We start from the raw sequence: 20232 nt of genomic DNA on the forward strand, positions 1-20232 counted from the left end.
AATTACCAGGAGCTCTTGGTCACGCCCGGCAGCTCGCCACGGTGAGCCATCTCACGAAGGCAGACGCGGCACAGGCCGAACTTGCGGTACACGGAGTGGGGGCGACCGCAGCGCTGGCAGCGGGTGTACGCACGCACACCGAACTTGGGCTTACGGGCAGCCTTCGCGATGAGAGCCTTCTTCGCCATCTCGCTTACGCCTCCTTGAAGGGGAAGCCGAGGTGACGAAGGAGGGCGCGGCCCTCGTCGTCGTTGGTCGCCGTGGTGACCACGGTGATGTCCATACCCCGGGTACGGTCGATCTTGTCCTGGTCGATCTCGTGGAACATGACCTGCTCCGTGAGACCGAAGGTGTAGTTGCCACGGCCGTCGAACTGCTTCGGCGACAGACCACGGAAGTCACGGATACGCGGCAGCGCGAGCGACAGCGTACGGTCCAGGAACTCCCACATGCGGTCACCACGGAGGGTGACGTGGCAGCCGATCGGCTGACCCTCGCGCAGCTTGAACTGCGCGATGGACTTGCGGGCCTTCGTGACGGCCGGCTTCTGACCGGTGATCGTCGTCAGGTCCTTGATGGCGCCGTCGATCAGCTTGGAGTCGCGGGCGGCGTCGCCCACACCCATGTTGACCACGATCTTCACGAGGCCGGGGATCTGCATGACGTTCTCGTAGGAGAACTCTTCACGCAGCTTGCCCGCGATGTCCTCGCGGTACTTCGTCTTGAGACGCGGAGTGGTAGCCATCAGATGTCCTCACCCGTCCGCTTGGCAACGCGGATCTTGTTGCCCTCGTCATCGAAGCGGAAACCGACGCGGGTAACGACCTTCTGGCCGTCCTTCTCCACAACCAGCTGAACGTTGCTGACGTGGATCGGCGCCTCGGTGATCACGATGCCACCGGTCTGCGAGCCACCAGCGGTCTGGCCGGCCTTGGTGTGCTTCTTGACCCGGTTGACACCCTCGACGAGGACGCGGTTCTCAGTAGGGATGGCCAGAATGACCTTGCCCTGCTTGCCCTTGTCCTTACCGGTGATGACCTGAACCAGGTCGCCCTTCTTGATCTTCATGCTTACAGCACCTCCGGCGCGAGCGAGATGATCTTCATGAACTTCTTCTCGCGCAGCTCACGGCCCACCGGGCCGAAGATACGGGTGCCGCGAGGGTCGCCGTCGTTCTTCAGAATGACGGCGGCGTTCTCGTCGAAGCGGATGTACGAGCCGTCCTGACGACGGCGCTCCTTCACGGTGCGAACGATGACCGCCTTGACGACGTCACCCTTCTTCACGTTGCCACCGGGGATCGCATCCTTGACGGTGGCAACGATGACGTCACCGATGCCCGCGTAGCGGCGACCGGAACCACCGAGAACACGGATGCAAAGGATCTCCTTGGCACCAGTGTTGTCGGCGACACGCAGTCGCGACTCCTGCTGGATCACGTCTATCTCCTGTTTGTCTGCCGGTTCCCGGCGGGGGCATCACTCCGAAGAGCTACCGCCCCCACCGAGCCTGGCGGAACGAACCTGAGGGGCCCCTGGGCGCAATGCCCAGGGCCTCAGATAATTACTTGGCCTTCTCGAGGATCTCGACGATGCGCCAGCGCTTGCTCGCCGACAGCGGACGCGTCTCCATGATGAGGACGCGGTCGCCGACGCCGGCAGCGTTCTGCTCGTCGTGCGCCTTGAGCTTGTTCGTACGGCGGATGACCTTGCCGTACAGAGCGTGCTTCACGCGGTCCTCGACAGCGACGACGACGGTCTTGTCCATCTTGTCGCTGACGACAAGACCCTCACGGGTCTTGCGGAAGCCGCGGTCAGTCGTCTCAGTCACGTTCTTCTCGCTCATCAGGCGCTCTCCACCGTCTCGATACCGAGCTCACGCTCGTGCATCAGGGTGTAGATGCGAGCGATGTCCTTACGGACGGACTTGAGCCGGCCGTTGTTCTCCAGCTGACCCGTGGCCGCCTGGAAGCGCAGCTTGAACAGCTCTTCCTTGGCCTCGCGCAGCTTGCCAACGAGCTCCTCGTTACCGAGCTCACGCAGCTCGGACGCCTTGGTTCCCGTCGCCATCACGACTCACCTGCCTCGCGCCGAACAATCCGGCACTTCATCGGAAGCTTGTGAGCAGCGCGGGTGAGCGCCTCACGAGCAATCTTCTCGTTCGGGTAGGACAGCTCGAACATGACCCGGCCCGGGTGCACGTTCGCGATCCACCACTCGGGAGAACCCTTACCGGAACCCATGCGGGTCTCGGCAGGCTTCTTCGTCAGGGGACGGTCCGGGTAAATGTTGATCCAGACCTTGCCGCCACGCTTGATGTGGCGGGTCATCGCGATACGAGCCGCCTCGATCTGGCGGTTCGTCACGTAGGCGGGGGTAAGCGCCTGGATGCCGTACTCGCCGAACGAGACCTCAGTACCGCCCTTGGCCATACCGCGGCGCTTCGGGTGGTGCTGCTTGCGGTGCTTGACCCTACGAGGGATCAGCATGTCGGTCAGGCCTCCGTTCCGGTGCTCTCGGCCGGAGCGGCGGCGGGAGCGTCGGCCTTGGGGGCCTCGACACCAGCAGCCTGCTGCGGCTTGCGGCCACCACGGCCGCCGCGCTCGCCACCACGGCCACCACGGCCGGCGGGACGGTCGCCAGCGCCGGCGGCACCACGGGCCGGGCGGTTACCCGCACGGGCCGCAGCGTTCTCGGCGCGAACCTCGGCGATGTTCTTGACGTCGCCCTTGTAGATCCAGACCTTCACACCGATACGGCCGAAGGTGGTCTTGGCCTCGAAGAAGCCGTAGTCCACGTTCGCGCGGAGGGTGTGCAGCGGCACACGGCCTTCGCGGTAGAACTCGGAGCGGGACATCTCGGCGCCGCCGAGGCGACCGCCGCACTGGATCTTGATGCCCTTGGCGCCGGCCTTCATCGTGCCCTGCATGCTCTTACGCATGGCGCGACGGAAGGAGACGCGGGAGGAGAGCTGCTCGGCAACGGCCTGCGCGACCAGCTGAGCGTCGACCTCGGGGTTCTTGACCTCGAGGATGTTCAGCTGGACCTGCTTGCCCGTGAGCTTCTCGAGGTCACCGCGGATGCGGTCGGCCTCGGCGCCACGGCGGCCGATGACGATGCCCGGACGAGCGGTGTGGATGTCCACACGCACGCGGTCACGGGTGCGCTCGATCTCAACCTTCGAGATGCCGGCGCGCTCCATGCCGGACGTCATCATCCTGCGGATGGCGACGTCTTCCTTGACGTAGTCCTTGTACAGCTTGTCGGCGTACCAACGCGACTTGAAGTCGGTGGTGATGCCGAGCCGGAACCCGTGCGGGTTTACCTTCTGGCCCATTACCGGGAACCTTCCTTGCTGCTGACGACCACGGTGATGTGGCTGGTCCGCTTGCGGATCCGGTAGGCACGGCCCTGCGCACGCGGACGGAACCGCTTCAGGGTCGGGCCCTCGTCCACGAACGCCTCGCTGATGACCAGCGTGGAGGCGTCCGGGTGGTTGTAGTTGTGTGCGGCATTGGCAATGGCGCTGTCCAGCACCTTGCCAACCGGCACGCTCGCGGCCTGCGGGGCGAAACGCAGGACCGCCTGAGCCTCCGTGGCATCCATGCCACGGATAAGGTCCACCACTCGGCGGGCCTTCATGGGCGTGACGCGGATGTACCGCGCCTGGGCCCTGGCTTCCATGGTTGTCCCTTCGGTGTAAGTCATAGTCGTAACCACCCCGCCTTTAGCGGCGCTTCGACTTCCGGTCGTCCTTGACGTGGCCGCGGAAGGTGCGAGTCGGCGAGAACTCGCCGAGCTTGTGGCCGACCATCGACTCGGTGACGAACACCGGGACGTGGATCTTGCCGTTGTGCACCGCGATGGTGTGACCCAGCATGGCCGGGATGATCATCGAGCGACGGGACCAGGTCTTGATGACGTTCTTGGTACCGGCTTCGTTCTGTACGTCCACCTTCTTGATGAGGTGTCCGTCGACGAAGGGTCCCTTCTTGAGACTGCGCGGCATCTAAACCCGCTCCTAGCGCTTCTTGTTCGTCTTGCGGCGGCGGACGATGTACTTGCTCGAAGCCTTCTTCGGCGAGCGAGTACGACCCTCCTTCTGACCCCACGGGGAGACCGGGTGACGACCACCGGAGGTCTTACCCTCACCACCACCGTGCGGGTGGTCGACCGGGTTCATCGCGACACCGCGGACGGAGGGGCGAACGCCCTTCCAGCGCATGCGGCCGGCCTTGCCCCAGTTGATGTTCGACTGCTCGGCGTTGCCGACCTCACCGACGGTGGCGCGGCAGCGCGCGTCGACGAGACGGATCTCACCGGACGGCATGCGGAGGTGGGCCATGACGCCCTCCTTCGCCAGCAGCTGCACAGAGGCACCAGCGGAGCGGGCGAACTTCGCGCCACCACCGGGACGGAGCTCGATCGCGTGGATCGTGGTACCGACCGGGATGTTGCGGAGCGCCAGGTTGTTGCCGGGCTTGATGTCGGCCGTGGGGCCGTTCTCAATCCGGTCACCCTGCTTCAGGTTCTTCGGCGCAATGATGTAGCGCTTCTCACCGTCGGCGTAGTGCAGGAGCGCGATGCGCGCCGTGCGGTTGGGGTCGTACTCGATGTGCGCGACCTTGGCCGGCACGCCGTCCTTGTCGTGACGACGGAAGTCGATCACACGGTAGGCGCGCTTGTGGCCGCCACCCTGGTGTCGAACCGTGATCCGACCGGTGTTGTTACGGCCGCCCTTGCTGTGCAGGGGGCGGACCAGCGACTTCTCCGGCGTGGACCGCGTGATCTCGACAAAGTCGGCGACGCTGGAGCCACGACGGCCCGGGGTCGTCGGCTTGTACTTGCGGATACCCATTTCTCAGTCCTCGTCCGATTCCGGACGACTAGACCCCCGTTAGGAGGCCTGGCCGCCGAAGATGTCGATTCGGTCGCCCTCAGCGAGGGTCACGATGGCGCGCTTGGTGTCAGCGCGCTTGCCAAAACCGGTCTTGGTGCGCTTGCGCTTACCCTGACGGTTGATCGTGTTGACCCCGGTGACCTTGACCCCGAAGACCGCCTCGACGGCCTGCTTGATCTGAGTCTTGTTGGAGCCGGGCGCGACGATGAACGTGTACTTGTTCTCGTCCAGCAGCGCGTAGCTCTTCTCCGAGACAACCGGCTTGATCAGCAGGTCGCGCGGGTCAGTGAAGGTCTTGCTGGTAACGGTCGCCTCAGACATCAGGCGTCGCTCCCTTCGGTCTCATCGGCCTTGGGGCCAGACACGAAGGACTCGAAAGCGGCCTGAGTGAAGACCACGTCGTCAGAGACGATCACGTCGTACGTGTTCAGCTGGCCCGGCTCCAGGATGTGAACCTGGGGCAGGTTGCGGGCGGACAGCCACGCGGCCTCGTCGGCGCGCTCGACGACCAGGAGCAGGTTCTTGCGCTCCGAGATCTTGCCGAACAGCGTCTTGGCGGCCTTCGTGGAGGCGGCACCCTCGACCACGCCGGTGACGACGTGGATGCGGGAGTGACGCGCACGGTCCGAGAGCGCACCGCGGAGGGCGGCGGCCTTCATCTTCTTCGGGGTCCGCTGCGAGTAGTCACGCGGCTGCGGGCCGTGGACGACGCCACCGCCGACGAACTGCGGAGCGCGGGTGGAACCCTGGCGCGCGCGGCCGGTGCCCTTCTGGCGGTACGGCTTGCGGCCACCACCACGGACTTCGCCACGACGCTTGGTCTTGTGCGTGCCCTGACGGGCAGCAGCCAGCTGAGCGACAACGACCTGGTGGATCAGCGGAACGCTGGTCTTCGCGTCGAAGATCTCCGCGGGGAGCTCGACGGTACCGGCCTTGTCGCCTGCCGGCGAAAGGATGTCAATGGTGCTCATTACCTCAAGCCCCCTTGGCCGCGGTACGGACCAGGACGAGGCCGCCGTTCGGACCGGGGACCGCGCCCTTGATGAGCAGCAGACCCTTCTCCGCGTCAACCGCGTGGATGGTCAGGTTCTGGGTGGTGACACGCTCGTTACCCATACGACCGGCCATGCGCATGCCCTTGAAGACACGCCCAGGGGTGGCGCAGCCACCGATCGAACCGGGGGAGCGGTGCTTGCGCTGCACGCCGTGACCGGCGCCGAGGCCCTTGAAGTTGTGACGCTTCATGACACCGGCGAAGCCCTTGCCCTTGCTGTTGCCCGTGACGTCAACCTTGACGCCGGACTCGAACACAGCGGCCGTGATCTCCTGGCCGAGCGTGTACTCGCTGGCGTCGGAGGTACGGAGCTCCACCAGGTGGCGGCGCGGGGTTACGTCAGCCTTGGCGAAGTGACCCTTGAGGGGCTTGTTCACCTTGCGCGGGTCAATCTCGCCGAAGGCGATCTGGACCGACTCGTAGCCATCGATTTCGTTCTTGCGGACCTGGGTAACGACGCAGGGCCCGGCCTTGACGACGGTCACCGGGACGACACGGTTGTTCTCGTCCCAGACCTGGGTCATGCCGAGCTTCTCGCCCAGGACGCCCTTGATCTGCTTTGCCATCTTCTCCGTGCCTCTCAGAGCTTGATCTCGATGTCAACGCCGGCCGGAAGGTCCAGGCGCATCAGCGAGTCAACGGTCTTGGGCGTCGGGTCGAGGATGTCGATCAGGCGCTTGTGCGTGCGCATCTCGAAGTGCTCGCGCGAGTCCTTGTACTTGTGCGGCGACTTGATGACGCAGTACACGTTCTTCTCAGTGGGCAGCGGCACCGGGCCCGCGACCGACGCACCAGTGCGCGTCACCGTCTCGACGATCTTCTTCGCCGACGAATCGATGACCTCGTGGTCGTAGGCCTTGAGCCGGATGCGGATCTTCTGTCCCGCCATGGCTACTCCGTAGTCCTGTCTGTTGTGGAAACGCTCTGGTTCTCGGCCGGCTGCGGATCTCTCCGCCGCCTTCCTCCGACCCACGCGGTCGGGCGTGTCGCACTCCCTCTACAGAAAATTCCCATACGGAAATTCCCTCGTCCAAGGGGGTACGGTCCCAAGACCGCAGATCGGGGGAAAACACCCACCGAGTACCTGGCAGGCACCGTGCTGACGCTTCCCAGAAGATTCCCGTACGTCCGCCCCATTGCTGCCCCGAGAGGCAGATAGGGCGACGAGTACTGTGGGACTCGCTTCCGGTCCTCCCGGCGGGAGGCGCGCAGCATCGGCACACGGCCGAGCAACTTGAGTAGTCTGCCATACGGGACACGTCCCTGGCGAATCGGGCCGAAGAGAATACCCCGCCACGCTGCGTGGTCAAGCCAGCGCCACGCGACGGGGTCACCTGCGGGGCCCGGTCAGGACCGGGACAGCGTCCCGCACCCCTCCCGGGTCTCCTCGCTGAGGCTCCTGCTCCGGTCGTACGGGTCCACGGGCGTGCCGGAGGGAGTCGGGCCGGAGACCCCGGACGGGTCGGAGAAGCTCGGGTGCAGGCTCCCGTCGTAGACGGAGCAGGCGCTGTTGCCGACGTCGTAGAGGTAGTCGCCGAGCTGGACCGTGCCCGCCTTCACCCGCCACTCCTTCGGATTGGCGACCGTGAACTTCATCTGCCGCCGGATGATCGACCGGCTGACCTCCTCCGCTCCCGGCTTCGTCTGGACGAGCGGGTAGACGAAGGTGTAGTCCGCGAGGAGGTCCACCTGGCCGTGCGCGTCACCGGGCCGGACCTCCAGCCGGCCGCGCACCTTCACCACGTCTCCGGCCAGCCTGGTCTCGGCGCCGGCCCGGGTGAACATCCGCAGCGGGTCGCTGCCCTTGTCCGGCTTGGCCAGCGCCCGCTCCAGCACGTCCAGCAGCTCGCCCTGAGCCGGGTCGATCAGGTCCAGTGCCGCCTGGGGGCGCTCACCGCGGATGGTCGCCGGGTCCAGGTTGGCCGCCACGAGGAACTGCTTGGCCAGGGTCAGTCCGGTGCCGACCTGCTCCTTGGAGAGGCCGTTCAGCCCGGTCGCCTCCGGGAGCTCGATCCCGGCCGCCCCGTCGGCCCACTGCACGGCCGGGGAGCCCTTGAAGGGCTCCTTGAGGGTCGGGCGGTCCGGGTACTGGGCCGAGGGTGCGGCCGTGGGGCGGGCGGTCTCGGGAGCGAGCGGCTCCTTGGCCTTCGCGTCCTGCTCGGCCCTGCCCGTCACCCGGTCGATGACCAGCTCGGGCCGGATGGCGAGCAGCGCGAGGGCCGCCACGAAGGCGACGGCCAGCGTGGCCTTCAACCGCCGCCTGGTCTTCCCCCGGCCCTGCATCTCCTGCCAGGCGGGTCCCGTGCGCCAGCCGGCCGGCTCCGCGCCGCGTCCGGCCCCGGCCCCCCGGCCGCGGCCCTTCTTCGCCGCCCGGGCGCGCTGTTCGTCCTCGCGGCGCAGCCGTTCGGTCACCATCCGGGCCCGGGCGGACGGCTCCTTGGGAGCCTCACCGGGACCCTCCCCCGCCTGCTCCAGGAACCGGGCCCACTCCTCGTCGGAGACGGCCGGTCCGCCGTGATCGTCGTTGTTCGTCGCCATGTTCTTCCCCACCCCTGGTGTACGGCCGCACAGAGCGGCGGGGCCCCCGGACATGTCCGGGGGCCCCGCCGTCGGAACAGACCTTAGCTTTCGGGGCGGGCGGGGCCCACGGCGCCCTCCGGAGCCGCGAAGTCCGGGAGCGCCAGGGCTCCGGCCAGCTGCCCGCGCCAGTCGGCGAGCGGGGTCAGGCCCGCCTCTGCCCAGCGGTCGTGCCCGAGGACGCTGAACGCCGGACGGACGGCGGGGCGCGCGAAGGCCGAGGAGTCGGTCGGCCGGATCCGCTCGGGGTCCAGGCCGCTCAGCCGGTAGGCCTCCCGGGCCAGCCCGAACCAGGTGGTCCGGCCGCTCGCGGTGCCGTGGTAGATCCCGCCGGGGGCCCGGCCCGCCAGCGCGGCCAGGCCGAGCTCGACCAGGCGGCGGGCCAGTGCGCGGGACCAGGTGGGCTGGCCGTGCTGGTCGTCGACCACGTCGAGGGTGTCGCGCCGGGCGGCCAGCCCGAGCACGGTGGCGACGAAGTTCGGGCCGTGCGCTCCGTAGAGCCAGGCGGTCCGGACCACGTAGCCGTCCCGGGGCAGCAGCTCGGCCACGGCCCGCTCACCGGCCAGCTTGGAGCGGCCGTACGCGTTGACGGGGCCCGTCGGGGCGTCCTCGGGGTAGGGCAGCGAGGCGTCGCCCGGCAGTACGTAGTCGGTGGAGACGTGCAGCAGGCGGGCGCCGGCCGCGGCGCAGGCCGCCGCGAGGACCCGTACGCCGGTGCCGTTGACGGCGGTGGCCGCCTCCTCGGCGCTCTCGGCGCCGTCGACGTCGGTCCAGGCGGCGCAGTTCACGACCACGGCCGCGCCTTCGACGGCGGACCGGACGGCGGCCGGGTCGGTGATGTCCAGAGCGCTCCGGCCGGGGCCCGCGGCCTCGATCCCGGCCTCCTCCAGGGCGGCCAGGACGTCCCGGCCGAGCATCCCGGAGGCGCCGGTGACGAGCCAGCGCCCGCCGGCGGGGTCCGGGGTCACGGGGTGGGTCACCGGGCCCGGGGTCACGGCCGCGGCTCCGCCGCGGCCTTCAGCGGCTCCCACCAGGCGCGGTTCCCCCGGTACCAGTCGACGGTCGCCGCGATGCCCTCCGCGAAGGTCACCCGCGGGGCGTAGCCGAGCTCCGAGCCGATCTTGCCGATGTCTATGGAGTAGCGCAGGTCGTGGCCCTTGCGGTCCGCCACCCGCTCGACCATGTCCCAGCCGAGGCCGGCGGCCTCCAGCAGGACTCCGGTGAGCTCCTTGTTGGTGAGCTCGACGCCGCCGCCGATGTTGTAGACCTCGCCGGCGCGCCCCTTGCGCATCACCAGGTCGATGCCGCGGCAGTGGTCGGAAACGTGCAGCCAGTCGCGCACGTTGCCGCCGTCCCCGTACAGCGGGACCTTCCGGCCGTCCATCAGGTTGGTGACGAACAGCGGGATGACCTTCTCCGGGAACTGGTGGTGCCCGTAGTTGTTGGAGCAGCGCGTGACCACCACGTCCATGCCGTGCGTGCGGGCGTAGGCCAGCGCGAGCAGATCGGAGGAGGCCTTCGAGGCGGAGTACGGGGAGTTGGGGGCCAGCGGCCACTCCTCGGTCCAGGAGCCCTCGCCGATCGAGCCGTAGACCTCGTCGGTGGAGATGTGGACGAAGCGTCCGACGCCGTGCTTGCGGGCGGCGTCCAGGAGGATCTGGGTGCCCACGACGTTCGTCATCACGAAGGGGCCGGCGCCGGTGATCGAGCGGTCCACGTGGGACTCCGCGGCGAAGTGCACGACGACGTCGTGCCCGGGCATCACCCGCTCGACGGCCCCGGCGTCGCAGATGTCGCCCCTGACGAAGGCGTATCCGCTGTGGTCCGCCACCGCCGCCAGGTTGGCCTCGACGCCGGAGTAGGTCAGCTTGTCGAAGACCGTGATCCGCGCGGTGGGGTCCGCGCCCAACTGCTGCCTGACGAATTCCGAACCTATGAAACCGGCACCGCCGGTCACGAGGATGCGCATAATCCGAAGAGTAGCCGCCTGTCGAACGCCTCTCGCATAAGTTCTCCCCATGCGAGGAATCCTCTTAGCCGGCGGTACCGGGTCCCGACTCTGGCCGCTCACGCGGGCAGTGTCCAAGCAGTTGCTGCCCGTCTTCGACAAACCGATGATCTACTACCCGCTCTCGACGCTGGTCATGGCCGGGATCAGCGAGGTCCTCGTCATCACCACCCCGGGCGACCGCGACCAGTTCGAGCGGCTGCTCGGCGACGGCTCGCAGTTCGGGATGCGACTGGAGTACGCCGTCCAGGAGCGCCCCGAGGGCATCGCCCAGGCCCTCGTCCTCGGAGCCGACTTCATCGGCGACGGCTCCGTCGCCCTGATCCTCGGCGACAACATCTTCCACGGCAGTGGCCTCGGCACCCGGCTGGCCGAGCACACCGAGACCAAGGGCGGCCGGGTCTTCGCCTATCCGGTGGCGGACCCCACGGCGTACGGCGTGGTCGAGTTCGACGCCAGGGGCCAGGTCGTCTCCATCGAGGAGAAGCCGGTCAGCCCCAAGTCCCGCTATGCCGTACCGGGCCTCTACTTCTACGACAACCAGGTCGTCGGGATAGCCCGCGGCCTGGTCCCCAGCGCCCGCGGCGAACTGGAGATAACCGCCGTCAACGACGCGTACCTGCGCGCCGGGGAGCTCCACGTGACCGTCCTGGACCGCGGTACCGCCTGGCTGGACACCGGCACCTTCGTCTCGATGGTGCAGGCCTCGGAGTTCGTGCGCGTGATCGAGGAACGGCAGGGCTTCAAGGTCGGCTGCGTGGAGGAGGCCGCCTGGCGGGCGGGCCTGATCGACTCCGCGCAGCTGCGCGAGCTGGCCGTGCCGCTCACCAAGAGCGGGTACGGGGACTACCTGCTGGAGCTGCTCGAAGAGGAGGCCGCCCGGTGAAGTTCCGCGCACTGTCCATCGAGGGCAGCTACGAGATCACCCCGCAGCAGCACGGTGACCCGCGCGGCCTGTTCATGGAGTGGTACCGCTTCGACCGCCTCGCCGAGGTGGTCGGGCACCCGCTGAACCTGGCGCAGGCCAACCTCTCGGTCTCCCAGCGCGGCGTGGTGCGCGGGATCCACTTCGCCGACGTACCGCGCGGCCAGGCGAAGTACGTCAGCTGCGTGCGCGGTGCCGTCCTGGACGTCGTCGTGGACCTGCGGGTGGGCTCGCCGACCTTCGGCCGCTGGGAAGGCGTCCGCCTGGACGACGTGGACCGGCGCGCGGTCTACCTCTCCGAGGGCCTCGGCCACGGATTCTGCGCGCTGAGCGACGACGCCACGCTCTCCTACCTCTGCTCGCAGACGTACAACCCGGCGGCCGAGCACGCGGTCCACCCGCTCGACCCCGGCCTGGCCATCGACTGGCCGGCGGACGTCCCGCAGCTGTCCGCCCGCGACGCGGCCGCCCCCTCGCTGGCCGACGCGGTCGCCTCCGGCCTGGTGCCCGACTACGCCGCCTGCGTGGAGTTCAGGGAGTCCCTGCGGGTGGGGTGACCGCCGCGTGCGCGCGTGCGCACCGATGCATGCATGTACGTACGTACGACGAGGGGCCCCTCCCCCACCGGGTGACCGGCGGGGAAGGGGCCCCTCTGTCAAACATGGTGTCCGTTCGCACGGACCACCAGGTCAGAACACGAATTACTTCGTGATCTTGGTGACCTGGCCGGCGCCCACGGTACGACCACCCTCACGGATGGCGAACTTGAGGCCCTCCTCCATGGCGACCGGCTGGATCAGCGCGACCGTCATCTCGGTGTTGTCGCCCGGCATGACCATCTCCGTGCCGGCCGGCAGGGTGACGACACCCGTGACGTCCGTGGTACGGAAGTAGAACTGCGGACGGTAGTTGTTGAAGAAGGGGGTGTGACGGCCACCCTCGTCCTTCGACAGGATGTAGGCCTGGGCCTCGAACTCGGTGTGCGGGGTGACCGAACCGGGCTTGATGATGACCTGGCCGCGCTCGACGTCCTCGCGCTTGATGCCACGGAGGAGCAGACCGACGTTCTCGCCCGCCTGGCCCTCGTCGAGGAGCTTGCGGAACATCTCGATACCGGTGACCGTGGTGGTGGTCTTGGTCTCCTTGATACCGATGATGTCGACGGTCTCGTTGACCTTCAGGACACCACGCTCGATACGGCCGGTGACGACGGTACCGCGACCGGTGATCGTGAAGACGTCCTCGACGGGCATGAGGAACGGCAGCTCGGTGTCACGCGGCGGGGTCGGGATCGCCTCGTCGACGGCAGCCATGAGGCCGAGAAGCTTCTCGCCCCACTCCTTGTCGCCCTCGAGCGCCTTCAGCGCGGAGACGCGGACGACCGGAAGGTCGTCGCCCGGGAACTCGTAGTCGGAGAGGAGCTCGCGAACCTCGAGCTCGACGAGCTCCAGGATCTCCTCGTCGTCCACCATGTCGGCCTTGTTCAGGGCGACGACGATGTACGGAACGCCGACCTGGCGGGCCAGGAGCACGTGCTCCTTGGTCTGCGGCATCGGGCCGTCGGTGGCGGCGACCACGAGGATCGCGCCGTCCATCTGCGCGGCACCGGTGATCATGTTCTTGATGTAGTCCGCGTGACCCGGGCAGTCGACGTGGGCGTAGTGACGCGCCTCGGTCTGGTACTCGACGTGCGCGATGGAGATGGTGATACCGCGCTGGCGCTCTTCGGGAGCCTTGTCGATCTGGTCGAAGGCCGAGGCCTCGTTCAGGTCCGGGTACGCGTCGTGCAGCACCTTGGTAATGGCGGCCGTGAGGGTCGTCTTACCGTGGTCAATGTGACCGATGGTGCCGATGTTGACGTGCGGCTTAGTCCGCTCGAACTTCGCCTTCGCCACGGGGTCCTCCTGGAGAGTGGTTCTGTACGCCTTACTCATCGGCGCCAGGTGATCTTTGCTGGAAAGCCGGTACCCCGGGGCAACGAGAGGGATACTCCTGTTGCCCCAGAGGCTCCGGTGACAAGCCTAAAGCGTGTACTCGGAAGAGTTACTCGCCCTTGGCCTTCGCGATGATCTCCTCAGCGACGTTCCGGGGAACCTCGGCGTAGGAGTCGAACTGCATCGAGTAGCTGGCGCGACCCGAGGTCTTGCTGCGGAGGTCTCCGACGTAGCCGAACATCTCCGAGAGGGGCACGAGGCCCTTCACGAGGCGAGCACCGTGACGCTCCTCCATGGCCTGGATCTGGCCACGGCGGGAGTTGATGTCACCGATGACGTCACCCATGGACTCCTCCGGCGTGGTGACCTCGACGGCCATCATCGGCTCGAGGAGCACGGGAGAAGCCTTGCGCGCGGCCTCCTTGAAGGCCTGCGAACCGGCGATCTTGAAGGCGAGCTCGGAGGAGTCGACCTCGTGGTAGCCACCGTCGAGAAGGATGACGCGGACGCCAGTCATCTCGTAGCCGGCGAGGATGCCGAACTTCATGGCTTCCTGCGCACCCGCGTCGACCGAGGGGATGTACTCCCTCGGGATGCGGCCACCGGTGACCTTGTTCACGAACTCGTACGCCGGACCGTCGGCCTCGAGGATCGGCTCGATCGCGATCTGCACCTTGGCGAACTGACCGGTACCACCGGTCTGCTTCTTGTGGGTGTAGTCGTGACGCTCCACCGTCTGGCGGATCGTCTCGCGGTAAGCGACCTGCGGCTTGCCGACGTTGGCCTCGACCTTGAACTCGCGCTTCATACGGTCGACCAGCACCTCGAGGTGCAGCTCGCCCATACCGCCGAGGATGGTCTGGCCGGTCTCTTCGTCCGAGTGAACGTGGAAGGAGGGGTCCTCCTCCGCGAGAGACTGGATGGCTACACCCAGCTTCTCCTGGTCACCCTTGGACTTGGGCTCGATGGCGACCTGAATGACCGGGGCCGGGAAGTCCATGGACTCCAGGATGACCGGGTTCTTGTCGTCACACAGCGTCTCACCGGTGGTGGTCTGCTTCAGGCCCATGACGGCGACGATGTCACCGGCGCCCACCGCTTCGATCTCTTCACGCTTGTTGGCGTGCATGCGGTAGATCTTGCCGATGCGCTCCTTCTTGCCCTTGACGGAGTTCAGCACCGCAGTGCCGGCCTCCAGGCGGCCCGAGTAAACCCGGACGAAGGTGAGCTTGCCGAGGTGCGGGTCACGCATGATCTTGAACGCGAGCGCCGCGAGGGGCTCGTCGTCCGAAGGCTTGCGCTTCACGACGACCTCGGCGTCCTTGACGTCGTGGCCTTCGATGGCCTCGACGTCCAGGGGCGAGGGGAGGTAGCGGACGACGGCGTCGAGCAGGGGCTGAACGCCCTTGTTCTTGAACGCCGTGCCACAGAACACCGCGGTGACGGTGGCGCCACTCTCACCCTTGGAACCGATGATGATGCGACGCACAGCGGCGTGCAGCTGCTCGACGGTGGGCTCGACGCCCTCGAGGAACAGCTCCATGATCTGGTCGTCGTTCTCGGCGACCGTCTCGACCAGCTTGGCGTGCCACTCTTCAGCGGCTTCCTTGTGGGTGTCCGGGATGTCGACGATGTCGTACATCTCGCCCTTGGTCGCCTCGGCGGACCAGACGAACGCCTTCATGGTGACCAGGTCGACAACGCCCTGGAAGTCCATCTCGGCACCGATGGGGAGCTGCATGACGATCGGAACCGCACCGAGGCGGTCCTTGATCATGTCGACACAGCGGTGGAACTCGGCGCCGGTGCGGTCCAGCTTGTTGACGAAGCAGATGCGCGGAACGCCGTAGCGGTCGGCCTGACGCCAAACGGTCTCGGACTGCGGCTCCACACCGGCGACACCGTCGAACACGGTGACGGCACCGTCGAGGACGCGGAGCGAACGCTCCACCTCGACCGTGAAGTCAACGTGACCCGGGGTGTCGATGATGTTGATGGTGTGGTCGACGTCTTCGAGCGGCCAGTGGCAGGTCGTCGCGGCAGACGTGATCGTGATGCCGCGCTCCTGCTCCTGCTCCATCCAGTCCATCGTGGCAGCGCCGTCGTGGACTTCACCGATCTTGTAAGACACACCGGTGTAGAACAGGATGCGCTCGGTGGTGGTCGTCTTGCCCGCGTCGATGTGAGCCATGATGCCGATGTTGCGCACCTTGGCCAGGTCAAGCGAAGTGGTAGCCATATCGGCTCAGTCTTCTCTCGGTCTCGATGTGGGTTGGGACTACCAGCGGTAGTGCGCGAAGGCCTTGTTGGACTCGGCCATCTTGTGCGTGTCCTCGCGCTTCTTGACGGCAGCGCCAAGACCGTTGGAGGCGTCGAGCAGCTCGTTCATGAGGCGCTCGGTCATGGTCTTCTCGCGGCGGGCGCGGGAGTAACCCACGAGCCAGCGCAGCGCGAGGGTCGACTGACGACCCGGCTTGACCTCGATCGGCACCTGGTAGGTGGCGCCACCGACACGGCGGGACTTGACCTCGAGCGACGGCTTGACGTTCTCCAGCGCGCGCTTCAGCGTGATGACCGGGTCGTTGCCGGTCTTCTCGCGGAGGCCTTCCATGGCGCCGTAAACGATGCGCTCGGCGGTGGAGCGCTTGCCGTTCAGGAGGATCTTGTTGATGAGCGACGTCACCAGAGGAGATGCGTAGACCGGGTCGATGATGACCGGGCGCTTCGGGGCGGGGCCCTTACGAGGCATTTTTTACTTCTCCTTCTTGGCGCCGTAGCGGCTGCGGGCCTGCTTGCGGTTCTTGACAGCCTGGGTGTCAAGCGCACCGCGGATGATCTTGTAACGAACACCCGGCAGGTCCTTCACACGGCCACCACGCACGAGCACGATCGAGTGCTCCTGCAGGTTGTGTCCCTCACCCGGAATGTAAGCGGTGACCTCGATGCCAGAGGTCAGACGCACACGCGCGACCTTACGCAGCGCCGAGTTCGGCTTCTTCGGGGTGGTCGTGAACACACGCGTGCAGACGCCGCGACGCTGGGGCGAAGCCTCAAGCGCGGGGGTCTTTGTCTTCTCGACCTTGTCCTGCCGGCCCTTACGGACCAGCTGCTGGATCGTAGGCACTACTTCTCCGGTTTCTGTGTGCCGTGTAGTGAAGCTAACCTGGAACATTTGCCGACCCACGCGGTCGGGTGTGTCGGATCCGGCGGACCTCCACGCAAGCGTGGAAACGCATGAATCGCGGTGGCTGATACGGCTCAGGTGCGGTTGATGGACACGCACAGGAGCCCAGGCACACCCCAGGCACAAGGTCTGAGCGTACCCACCGCATCCACTCCGGTCAAAACAAAAGCCCCTGCCCCCACCACCCGAAGTACCTGCAGGCCAGTAGCCGCACGGCCGAGACCGGTACGAGGTCCCTCCGATGTGCGGACGTGGTGTGCGTGTGCTAAGGGGTGGCGGGCGCCGGTATCTCGCCCGGCGGCGCCTTGCGGCGGCCCTCGGCGGCCCCCCGTGGCGGCGGCCGGCGCGTCGGGCGGGTCCGGGGGCGCGTCGGCCCCGGACCCGGCCGGCTCCGGGGAGCGGCTGACGAGATGGCCGGCGGCCTGCCGCCCCCCTCCGTACCGCTCCCTACCGCTCCCCCGCCTCTACCGCTCTCTACCGCCCCCTCGTACGCCGGGAACGGCGCGAGGCGCCGGCCGCCCGGCGGCGTCACGCTCCGTCCGCGCCCGGACACGGCGCCGCCCCGTCCGGCTGCGCGTCTCCGACGCCCTCCGCGACATCACCGACGGGGCCGGAGGAGACGCTGTGCTCCCGGCTCGGCGTCCTCGGCCCCGCCACGCCCCGCCCCGCCGGCACCCCGCCGCGCCCTGGCGACCGTACGGATGTGCTGCGACGGATCGCCGGCGCTCCCCGTGCGGCGCGCCGAGCGGACCGGCCGTCAACTCCCCGGCCGCGGTACCCGACTTGACTCCCCCGAGCGGCCCGCGGGCCACCGGCGGGCGTCACCGCGCCGGCCCCGGTCCCGGCGATCGCCATGACGGCCCGGCAGATCCCCGCCCGCCGAAGCCCATTGGCGCCGTCCGCCGCGGGGCAGCCGGCTTCCACGGCGGACCCCCGTCGGCCCCCGGCCACGCCCGGCACCTCTCCTCCACCGACCTAGACTGGCGAATCGGACACAACCCGCCGCACGTCGAAGTCGAACAGCAGGGGAGCAGAGCCTTGGGGACCGTGGCCCAGGAGACCACCGAGCGGGACAACCCACCGCCCCTCCGGAACCAGCCCGCACCACCACGCCGCCCCCGCGCCGCCCGCCCCCGCGCCGCCCGCCTCCGCGGCCCGCTCCTCGCCTTCCTCATCGCCTCCGGCGCCTTCTGCGCCTCCTGGGTGGCCCGCGGCACCTACCCCTTCGGCAGCACCGGCCGCGCCATCAACGACCAGGCCAACCAGTACGTGCCCTTCCACCGCGCCCTGTGGGACCTGGTGCACGGACAGGCCGCCGGCGACCTCCTGTTCACCTGGGGCGGCGGCTTCGGCCAGCAGTTCCTGTCCGACTACTACACGTACCTCGGCAACCCCTTCTCCTGGCTGGCCGTCCTCGTCCCCCGCCAGCACGTGGACCTCGCGGTCTTCGCGATCACCCCGGTCACCATGGGCGCCGCGGCCGCCCTGATGACCGTCTACCTCGGCAAGCTGCACCCCGGCCCCTGGTGGCAGCGGGGCGTTCTCGGAGCCGTGTACGGGCTGTGCGGCTGGGCGCTCAGCGACGCCTCGTACATCCCGATGTGGATGTGGGGCCTGGTCGCGCTCCCGCTCCTCGGCATCGCCGTCGAATGGTGCCTGGAGCAGCGCCGCTGGCCCGGCGTGGCGCTGCTGGTGGCGCTCGCCTGGTTCGGGAACTTCTACACCGCGATGATGGCGACGATGGCGGCCTGCGTCCTGCTGGCGGTCCGACTGATCGTCCTCGACCGGACCGGCGCGCAGCGGCTGCGCGCCGTGTGGCGGGCCGGCACGGCCGCCGCGACGGGCATCCTGCTCACCCTCCCGCTGCTCCTGCCCTCGTTCCTCTCCAGCGGGGCCGCGCAGCCCACCAAGGCGGCCGCCTTCGATCCGGTGCGGATCGAGGTCTTCCTGACGGGCATGCTGCCCGGCACCTACCTGTGGGGCGGCCGTCCCCGGCTGTACGTGGCCTCGCTCGGCCTGATCCTGGCCGGGTCCTTCCTCCTGAACACGGCGATCGCCCGCAGGACCCGTCTGGTGTGGGCGGCGGCGACCCTCCTGGTCGTCCTCTCCTTCCAGTTCCCGCCCACCCAGTACGTGTGGCACGGGCTGGCGGTGCCCAACGGCAACCCCTACCGCGAGGCCTTCGTCTTCAGCGGGATGGTCGTGGTGATCGCCTGGCTGTCGCTGGCCAACCGGCCGCGCCCGCTCCACCTGGCCCTGACCGCCGCCCTGCTGGTCACCGCCACCTTCGTGCTCCGCCACACCAACGACTTCGGCGGCGCGACCTGGCCCGCGGTCCTCGGCGGCGGCGCGGTCTCCCTGCTGGCCCTGGTCCTGCTGGCGCTGGGCGAGAAGCGCCGCGTACTGGTCCCCGTGGCCGCGGTCCTCATGGTCGGCGTGGTCCTCGCCGAGTCGACGGCCGCCGCCGCCAACGCCGACGCCCGCCGCTCGCGCGAGCGCTGGGCCAAGCCGGCGGCCACCTCCAGCCGGTCGATCACCCAGCACTTCGACGCCGTGCGGTCCGTGGACGGCTGGCCGGCGTACCGGACCGACTCGGGCGCGCCGCAGACCTCGTACAACGACGCCCTCGCGCTCCGGGCGCAGGGCCCGCAGTACTACAGCAGCTACCTGCCCGAGGTCACGTACAAGGCCCTCGAGCCCCTCGGCTACGGCTACAAGAACGACGGCCGGACCTTCTTCGGCGTCGACAACCCCGTCCTGGACGCGATCTTCTCGATCGGTGCGCGGGTCGAACCGGGCCGCGAGAAGGACAGCTGGACGGCCCGGAAGTTCCCCGCCCCGCCCCTGGTCACCGTCCGCAGCGCCCCGTACACCTCCCCCAACCCCGCGGGCAGCGTCTACGCCCACCAGGAGGACGTCCTCGGCGCCACCGTCTACGGGGTCCCGCCCGTCACCCGCGGCGGCACGGCCACCGAGCAGACCTACGCCGCCCGCTGCACCCCCGGCTCCGAGGCCTTCTGGTACTCCCCCGAGCTCTACGGCACCCTCGTCTCCGGCGGCGCCGAGAAGCCCCTGGAGGACCGGATGACCGGCGTCGTACGCCTCGGCGAGGTCCCGGCGTCGGGCCGCATCGACGTCACCGTGCGCACCCGTACCCAGAACGCCACCGCCGGGGAACACCCCGTCGGCTGCCTGGACCGGGCCGGGCTCGCCGGGGCGGTCGCCCGCCTCACCGACACGGGCGCCACCCGGGTCACCCCGGGCGGCCACTCCATCGAGGCCACCCTCCCGAAGGGCTCCACCGGCACCGCCGTCTTCGCGATGACCGCCGTCCCCGGCTGGCAGTGCACCGCGAACGGCAGGACCACCACCCCCACCCCGTTCCACGGCCTGGTCTCGCTCCCCCTCCCCCCCGGCACCGACCGGGTCTCCTGCACCTTCACCCCGAAGGGCCTCACCCCGGGCCTGGCCGCCGCCACCCTGTCCCTCCTGGCCCTGGCCTCGGCGGCGGCCACAGGCCTGCGCCGCCGCCGGCGGGACCGGGTCTGATCCCGGCGGGTCCGGTCCCGGGGGCCGGTTCCCCGGCCGGCCGGGGAACCGGCCCCCGGACACGAGGAAGCCCCCCGCCGCTCCTCTCGGAGCTGCGGGGGG

Annotated in this window: 25 protein-coding genes; 3 read left to right on the top strand and 22 right to left on the bottom strand. The window is 68.5% G+C overall.

Translation table 11 applies throughout. The features are described from left to right. Positions 1–2: 2 nt before the first annotated feature. The 18 genes from OG904_RS11175 to rfbB all read right to left on the bottom strand — a co-directional run bounded on the left by OG904_RS11175 (position 3) and on the right by rfbB (position 10499). Positions 3–188, bottom strand: a complete 186-nt coding sequence (locus OG904_RS11175; protein WP_003956452.1) for a type Z 30S ribosomal protein S14 — start codon at positions 186–188, stop codon at positions 3–5. A gap of 5 nt (positions 189–193) precedes the next feature. Further along, positions 194–745: a 50S ribosomal protein L5 gene (rplE, locus tag OG904_RS11180; RefSeq protein WP_030388859.1), complete on the bottom strand. Its 552-nt coding sequence runs from the start codon at positions 743–745 to the stop codon at positions 194–196. Next, positions 745–1068 (bottom strand): 50S ribosomal protein L24, encoded by a 324-nt coding sequence (gene rplX, locus OG904_RS11185; RefSeq protein WP_215023444.1) that lies wholly within the window; start codon positions 1066–1068, stop codon positions 745–747. The genes rplE and rplX overlap by 1 nt, the downstream gene beginning before the upstream one ends. Positions 1069–1070: 2 nt before the next feature. Then, a complete protein-coding gene (gene rplN / locus OG904_RS11190; RefSeq protein WP_003956455.1) occupies positions 1071–1439 on the bottom strand; it encodes a 50S ribosomal protein L14 in 369 nt (122 codons plus the stop codon). Between the two features lie 124 nt (positions 1440–1563). Beyond that, positions 1564–1845 carry a 30S ribosomal protein S17 gene (gene rpsQ, locus OG904_RS11195; protein WP_243333368.1) on the bottom strand — a complete coding sequence of 94 codons (282 nt, stop codon included), beginning with the start codon at positions 1843–1845 and terminating at the stop codon, positions 1564–1566. Then, on the bottom strand, positions 1845–2069 hold the full coding sequence (gene rpmC, locus OG904_RS11200; protein WP_008739703.1) for a 50S ribosomal protein L29: 225 nt from the start codon (positions 2067–2069) through the stop codon (positions 1845–1847). Before rpmC ends, rpsQ begins: the two co-directional genes overlap by 1 nt. Beyond that, positions 2069–2488 (bottom strand): 50S ribosomal protein L16, encoded by a 420-nt coding sequence (gene rplP / locus OG904_RS11205; RefSeq protein ID WP_030026326.1) that lies wholly within the window; start codon positions 2486–2488, stop codon positions 2069–2071. Before rplP ends, rpmC begins: the two co-directional genes overlap by 1 nt. 5 nt (positions 2489–2493) lie before the next feature. Then, on the bottom strand, positions 2494–3336 hold the full coding sequence (rpsC, locus tag OG904_RS11210) for a 30S ribosomal protein S3 (protein ID WP_254387361.1): 843 nt from the start codon (positions 3334–3336) through the stop codon (positions 2494–2496). Next, positions 3336–3683, bottom strand: coding sequence for a 50S ribosomal protein L22 (gene rplV, locus OG904_RS11215; RefSeq protein WP_037792011.1), 348 nt, complete (start codon positions 3681–3683; stop codon positions 3336–3338). The genes rpsC and rplV overlap by 1 nt, the downstream gene beginning before the upstream one ends. 43 nt (positions 3684–3726) lie before the next feature. Then, positions 3727–4008: a 30S ribosomal protein S19 gene (gene rpsS, locus OG904_RS11220; protein ID WP_023539342.1), complete on the bottom strand. Its 282-nt coding sequence runs from the start codon at positions 4006–4008 to the stop codon at positions 3727–3729. Between the two features lie 12 nt (positions 4009–4020). After that, positions 4021–4857, bottom strand: a complete 837-nt coding sequence (gene rplB, locus OG904_RS11225; RefSeq protein WP_254387362.1) for a 50S ribosomal protein L2 — start codon at positions 4855–4857, stop codon at positions 4021–4023. Between the two features lie 39 nt (positions 4858–4896). Further along, on the bottom strand, positions 4897–5220 hold the full coding sequence (gene rplW / locus OG904_RS11230) for a 50S ribosomal protein L23 (RefSeq protein ID WP_030154694.1): 324 nt from the start codon (positions 5218–5220) through the stop codon (positions 4897–4899). Then, the gene (gene rplD, locus OG904_RS11235) at positions 5220–5870 is read right to left on the bottom strand and encodes a 50S ribosomal protein L4 (RefSeq protein ID WP_030008466.1); all 651 of its coding nucleotides are present in this window, start codon (positions 5868–5870) and stop codon (positions 5220–5222) included. Before rplD ends, rplW begins: the two co-directional genes overlap by 1 nt. A gap of 4 nt (positions 5871–5874) precedes the next feature. After that, positions 5875–6519 (bottom strand): 50S ribosomal protein L3, encoded by a 645-nt coding sequence (rplC, locus tag OG904_RS11240; protein ID WP_112447750.1) that lies wholly within the window; start codon positions 6517–6519, stop codon positions 5875–5877. Between the two features lie 14 nt (positions 6520–6533). Beyond that, positions 6534–6842 (bottom strand): 30S ribosomal protein S10, encoded by a 309-nt coding sequence (rpsJ, locus tag OG904_RS11245; protein WP_003948644.1) that lies wholly within the window; start codon positions 6840–6842, stop codon positions 6534–6536. Positions 6843–7300: 458 nt separating this feature from the next. Further along, on the bottom strand, positions 7301–8491 hold the full coding sequence (locus tag OG904_RS11250) for a hypothetical protein (protein ID WP_405489866.1): 1191 nt from the start codon (positions 8489–8491) through the stop codon (positions 7301–7303). An 83-nt stretch (positions 8492–8574) separates the two neighbouring features. Then, positions 8575–9510 (bottom strand): dTDP-4-dehydrorhamnose reductase, encoded by a 936-nt coding sequence (gene rfbD / locus OG904_RS11255; protein ID WP_405489868.1) that lies wholly within the window; start codon positions 9508–9510, stop codon positions 8575–8577. Positions 9511–9521: 11 nt separating this feature from the next. Next, positions 9522–10499, bottom strand: a complete 978-nt coding sequence (rfbB, locus tag OG904_RS11260; protein WP_405489870.1) for a dTDP-glucose 4,6-dehydratase — start codon at positions 10497–10499, stop codon at positions 9522–9524. 49 nt (positions 10500–10548) lie between these two features. Here rfbB and rfbA point away from each other — a divergent pair, with 49 nt between their 5' ends. Together rfbA and rfbC are read left to right on the top strand one after the other, a co-directional pair. Next, entirely contained in the window at positions 10549–11424 is an 876-nt protein-coding gene (gene rfbA, locus OG904_RS11265) for a glucose-1-phosphate thymidylyltransferase RfbA (protein ID WP_405489872.1), read from the top strand. After that, the gene (gene rfbC, locus OG904_RS11270; protein ID WP_405489874.1) at positions 11421–12020 is read left to right on the top strand and encodes a dTDP-4-dehydrorhamnose 3,5-epimerase; all 600 of its coding nucleotides are present in this window, start codon (positions 11421–11423) and stop codon (positions 12018–12020) included. The genes rfbA and rfbC overlap by 4 nt, the downstream gene beginning before the upstream one ends. 144 nt (positions 12021–12164) lie before the next feature. Here rfbC and tuf read toward each other — a convergent pair whose 3' ends face one another. The 4 genes from tuf to rpsL form a co-directional block, all read right to left on the bottom strand. After that, a complete protein-coding gene (tuf, locus tag OG904_RS11275) occupies positions 12165–13358 on the bottom strand; it encodes an elongation factor Tu (RefSeq protein WP_266912806.1) in 1194 nt (397 codons plus the stop codon). Positions 13359–13506: 148 nt separating this feature from the next. Continuing rightward, the gene (gene fusA, locus OG904_RS11280; protein WP_405489876.1) at positions 13507–15636 is read right to left on the bottom strand and encodes an elongation factor G; all 2130 of its coding nucleotides are present in this window, start codon (positions 15634–15636) and stop codon (positions 13507–13509) included. 39 nt (positions 15637–15675) lie between these two features. After that, positions 15676–16146, bottom strand: a complete 471-nt coding sequence (rpsG, locus tag OG904_RS11285; protein ID WP_215023410.1) for a 30S ribosomal protein S7 — start codon at positions 16144–16146, stop codon at positions 15676–15678. Positions 16147–16149: 3 nt separating this feature from the next. Further along, on the bottom strand, positions 16150–16521 hold the full coding sequence (rpsL, locus tag OG904_RS11290; protein ID WP_007265893.1) for a 30S ribosomal protein S12: 372 nt from the start codon (positions 16519–16521) through the stop codon (positions 16150–16152). 1107 nt (positions 16522–17628) lie between these two features. Between rpsL and OG904_RS11295 the strand changes: the two genes are divergently transcribed. Then, positions 17629–20130, top strand: a complete 2502-nt coding sequence (locus OG904_RS11295; RefSeq protein ID WP_405497942.1) for a YfhO family protein — start codon at positions 17629–17631, stop codon at positions 20128–20130. Positions 20131–20232 lie beyond the last annotated feature (102 nt).

This window comes from Streptomyces sp. NBC_00096 (assembly GCF_045041305.1).
GTDB lineage: Bacteria > Actinomycetota > Actinomycetes > Streptomycetales > Streptomycetaceae > Streptomyces.

Excerpts from the sequence above, each read along its gene's own strand:
- OG904_RS11175 (WP_003956452.1), bottom strand. The coding sequence starts at position 188 with ATGGCGAAGAAGGCTCTCATCGCGAAGGCTGCCCGTAAGCCCAAGTTC.
- rplE (WP_030388859.1), bottom strand. The coding sequence starts at position 745 with ATGGCTACCACTCCGCGTCTCAAGACGAAGTACCGCGAGGACATCGCG.
- rplX (WP_215023444.1), bottom strand. The coding sequence starts at position 1,068 with ATGAAGATCAAGAAGGGCGACCTGGTTCAGGTCATCACCGGTAAGGAC.
- rpsQ (WP_243333368.1), bottom strand. The coding sequence starts at position 1,845 with ATGAGCGAGAAGAACGTGACTGAGACGACTGACCGCGGCTTCCGCAAG.
- rpmC (WP_008739703.1), bottom strand. The coding sequence starts at position 2,069 with ATGGCGACGGGAACCAAGGCGTCCGAGCTGCGTGAGCTCGGTAACGAG.
- rplP (WP_030026326.1), bottom strand. The coding sequence starts at position 2,488 with ATGCTGATCCCTCGTAGGGTCAAGCACCGCAAGCAGCACCACCCGAAG.
- rpsC (WP_254387361.1), bottom strand. The coding sequence starts at position 3,336 with ATGGGCCAGAAGGTAAACCCGCACGGGTTCCGGCTCGGCATCACCACC.
- rplV (WP_037792011.1), bottom strand. The coding sequence starts at position 3,683 with ATGGAAGCCAGGGCCCAGGCGCGGTACATCCGCGTCACGCCCATGAAG.
- rpsS (WP_023539342.1), bottom strand. The coding sequence starts at position 4,008 with ATGCCGCGCAGTCTCAAGAAGGGACCCTTCGTCGACGGACACCTCATC.
- rplB (WP_254387362.1), bottom strand. The coding sequence starts at position 4,857 with ATGGGTATCCGCAAGTACAAGCCGACGACCCCGGGCCGTCGTGGCTCC.
- rplW (WP_030154694.1), bottom strand. The coding sequence starts at position 5,220 with ATGTCTGAGGCGACCGTTACCAGCAAGACCTTCACTGACCCGCGCGAC.
- rplD (WP_030008466.1), bottom strand. The coding sequence starts at position 5,870 with ATGAGCACCATTGACATCCTTTCGCCGGCAGGCGACAAGGCCGGTACC.
- rplC (WP_112447750.1), bottom strand. The coding sequence starts at position 6,519 with ATGGCAAAGCAGATCAAGGGCGTCCTGGGCGAGAAGCTCGGCATGACC.
- rpsJ (WP_003948644.1), bottom strand. The coding sequence starts at position 6,842 with ATGGCGGGACAGAAGATCCGCATCCGGCTCAAGGCCTACGACCACGAG.
- OG904_RS11250 (WP_405489866.1), bottom strand. The coding sequence starts at position 8,491 with ATGGCGACGAACAACGACGATCACGGCGGACCGGCCGTCTCCGACGAG.
- rfbB (WP_405489870.1), bottom strand. The coding sequence starts at position 10,499 with ATGCGCATCCTCGTGACCGGCGGTGCCGGTTTCATAGGTTCGGAATTC.
- rfbA (WP_405489872.1), top strand. The coding sequence starts at position 10,549 with ATGCGAGGAATCCTCTTAGCCGGCGGTACCGGGTCCCGACTCTGGCCG.
- fusA (WP_405489876.1), bottom strand. The coding sequence starts at position 15,636 with ATGGCTACCACTTCGCTTGACCTGGCCAAGGTGCGCAACATCGGCATC.
- rpsG (WP_215023410.1), bottom strand. The coding sequence starts at position 16,146 with ATGCCTCGTAAGGGCCCCGCCCCGAAGCGCCCGGTCATCATCGACCCG.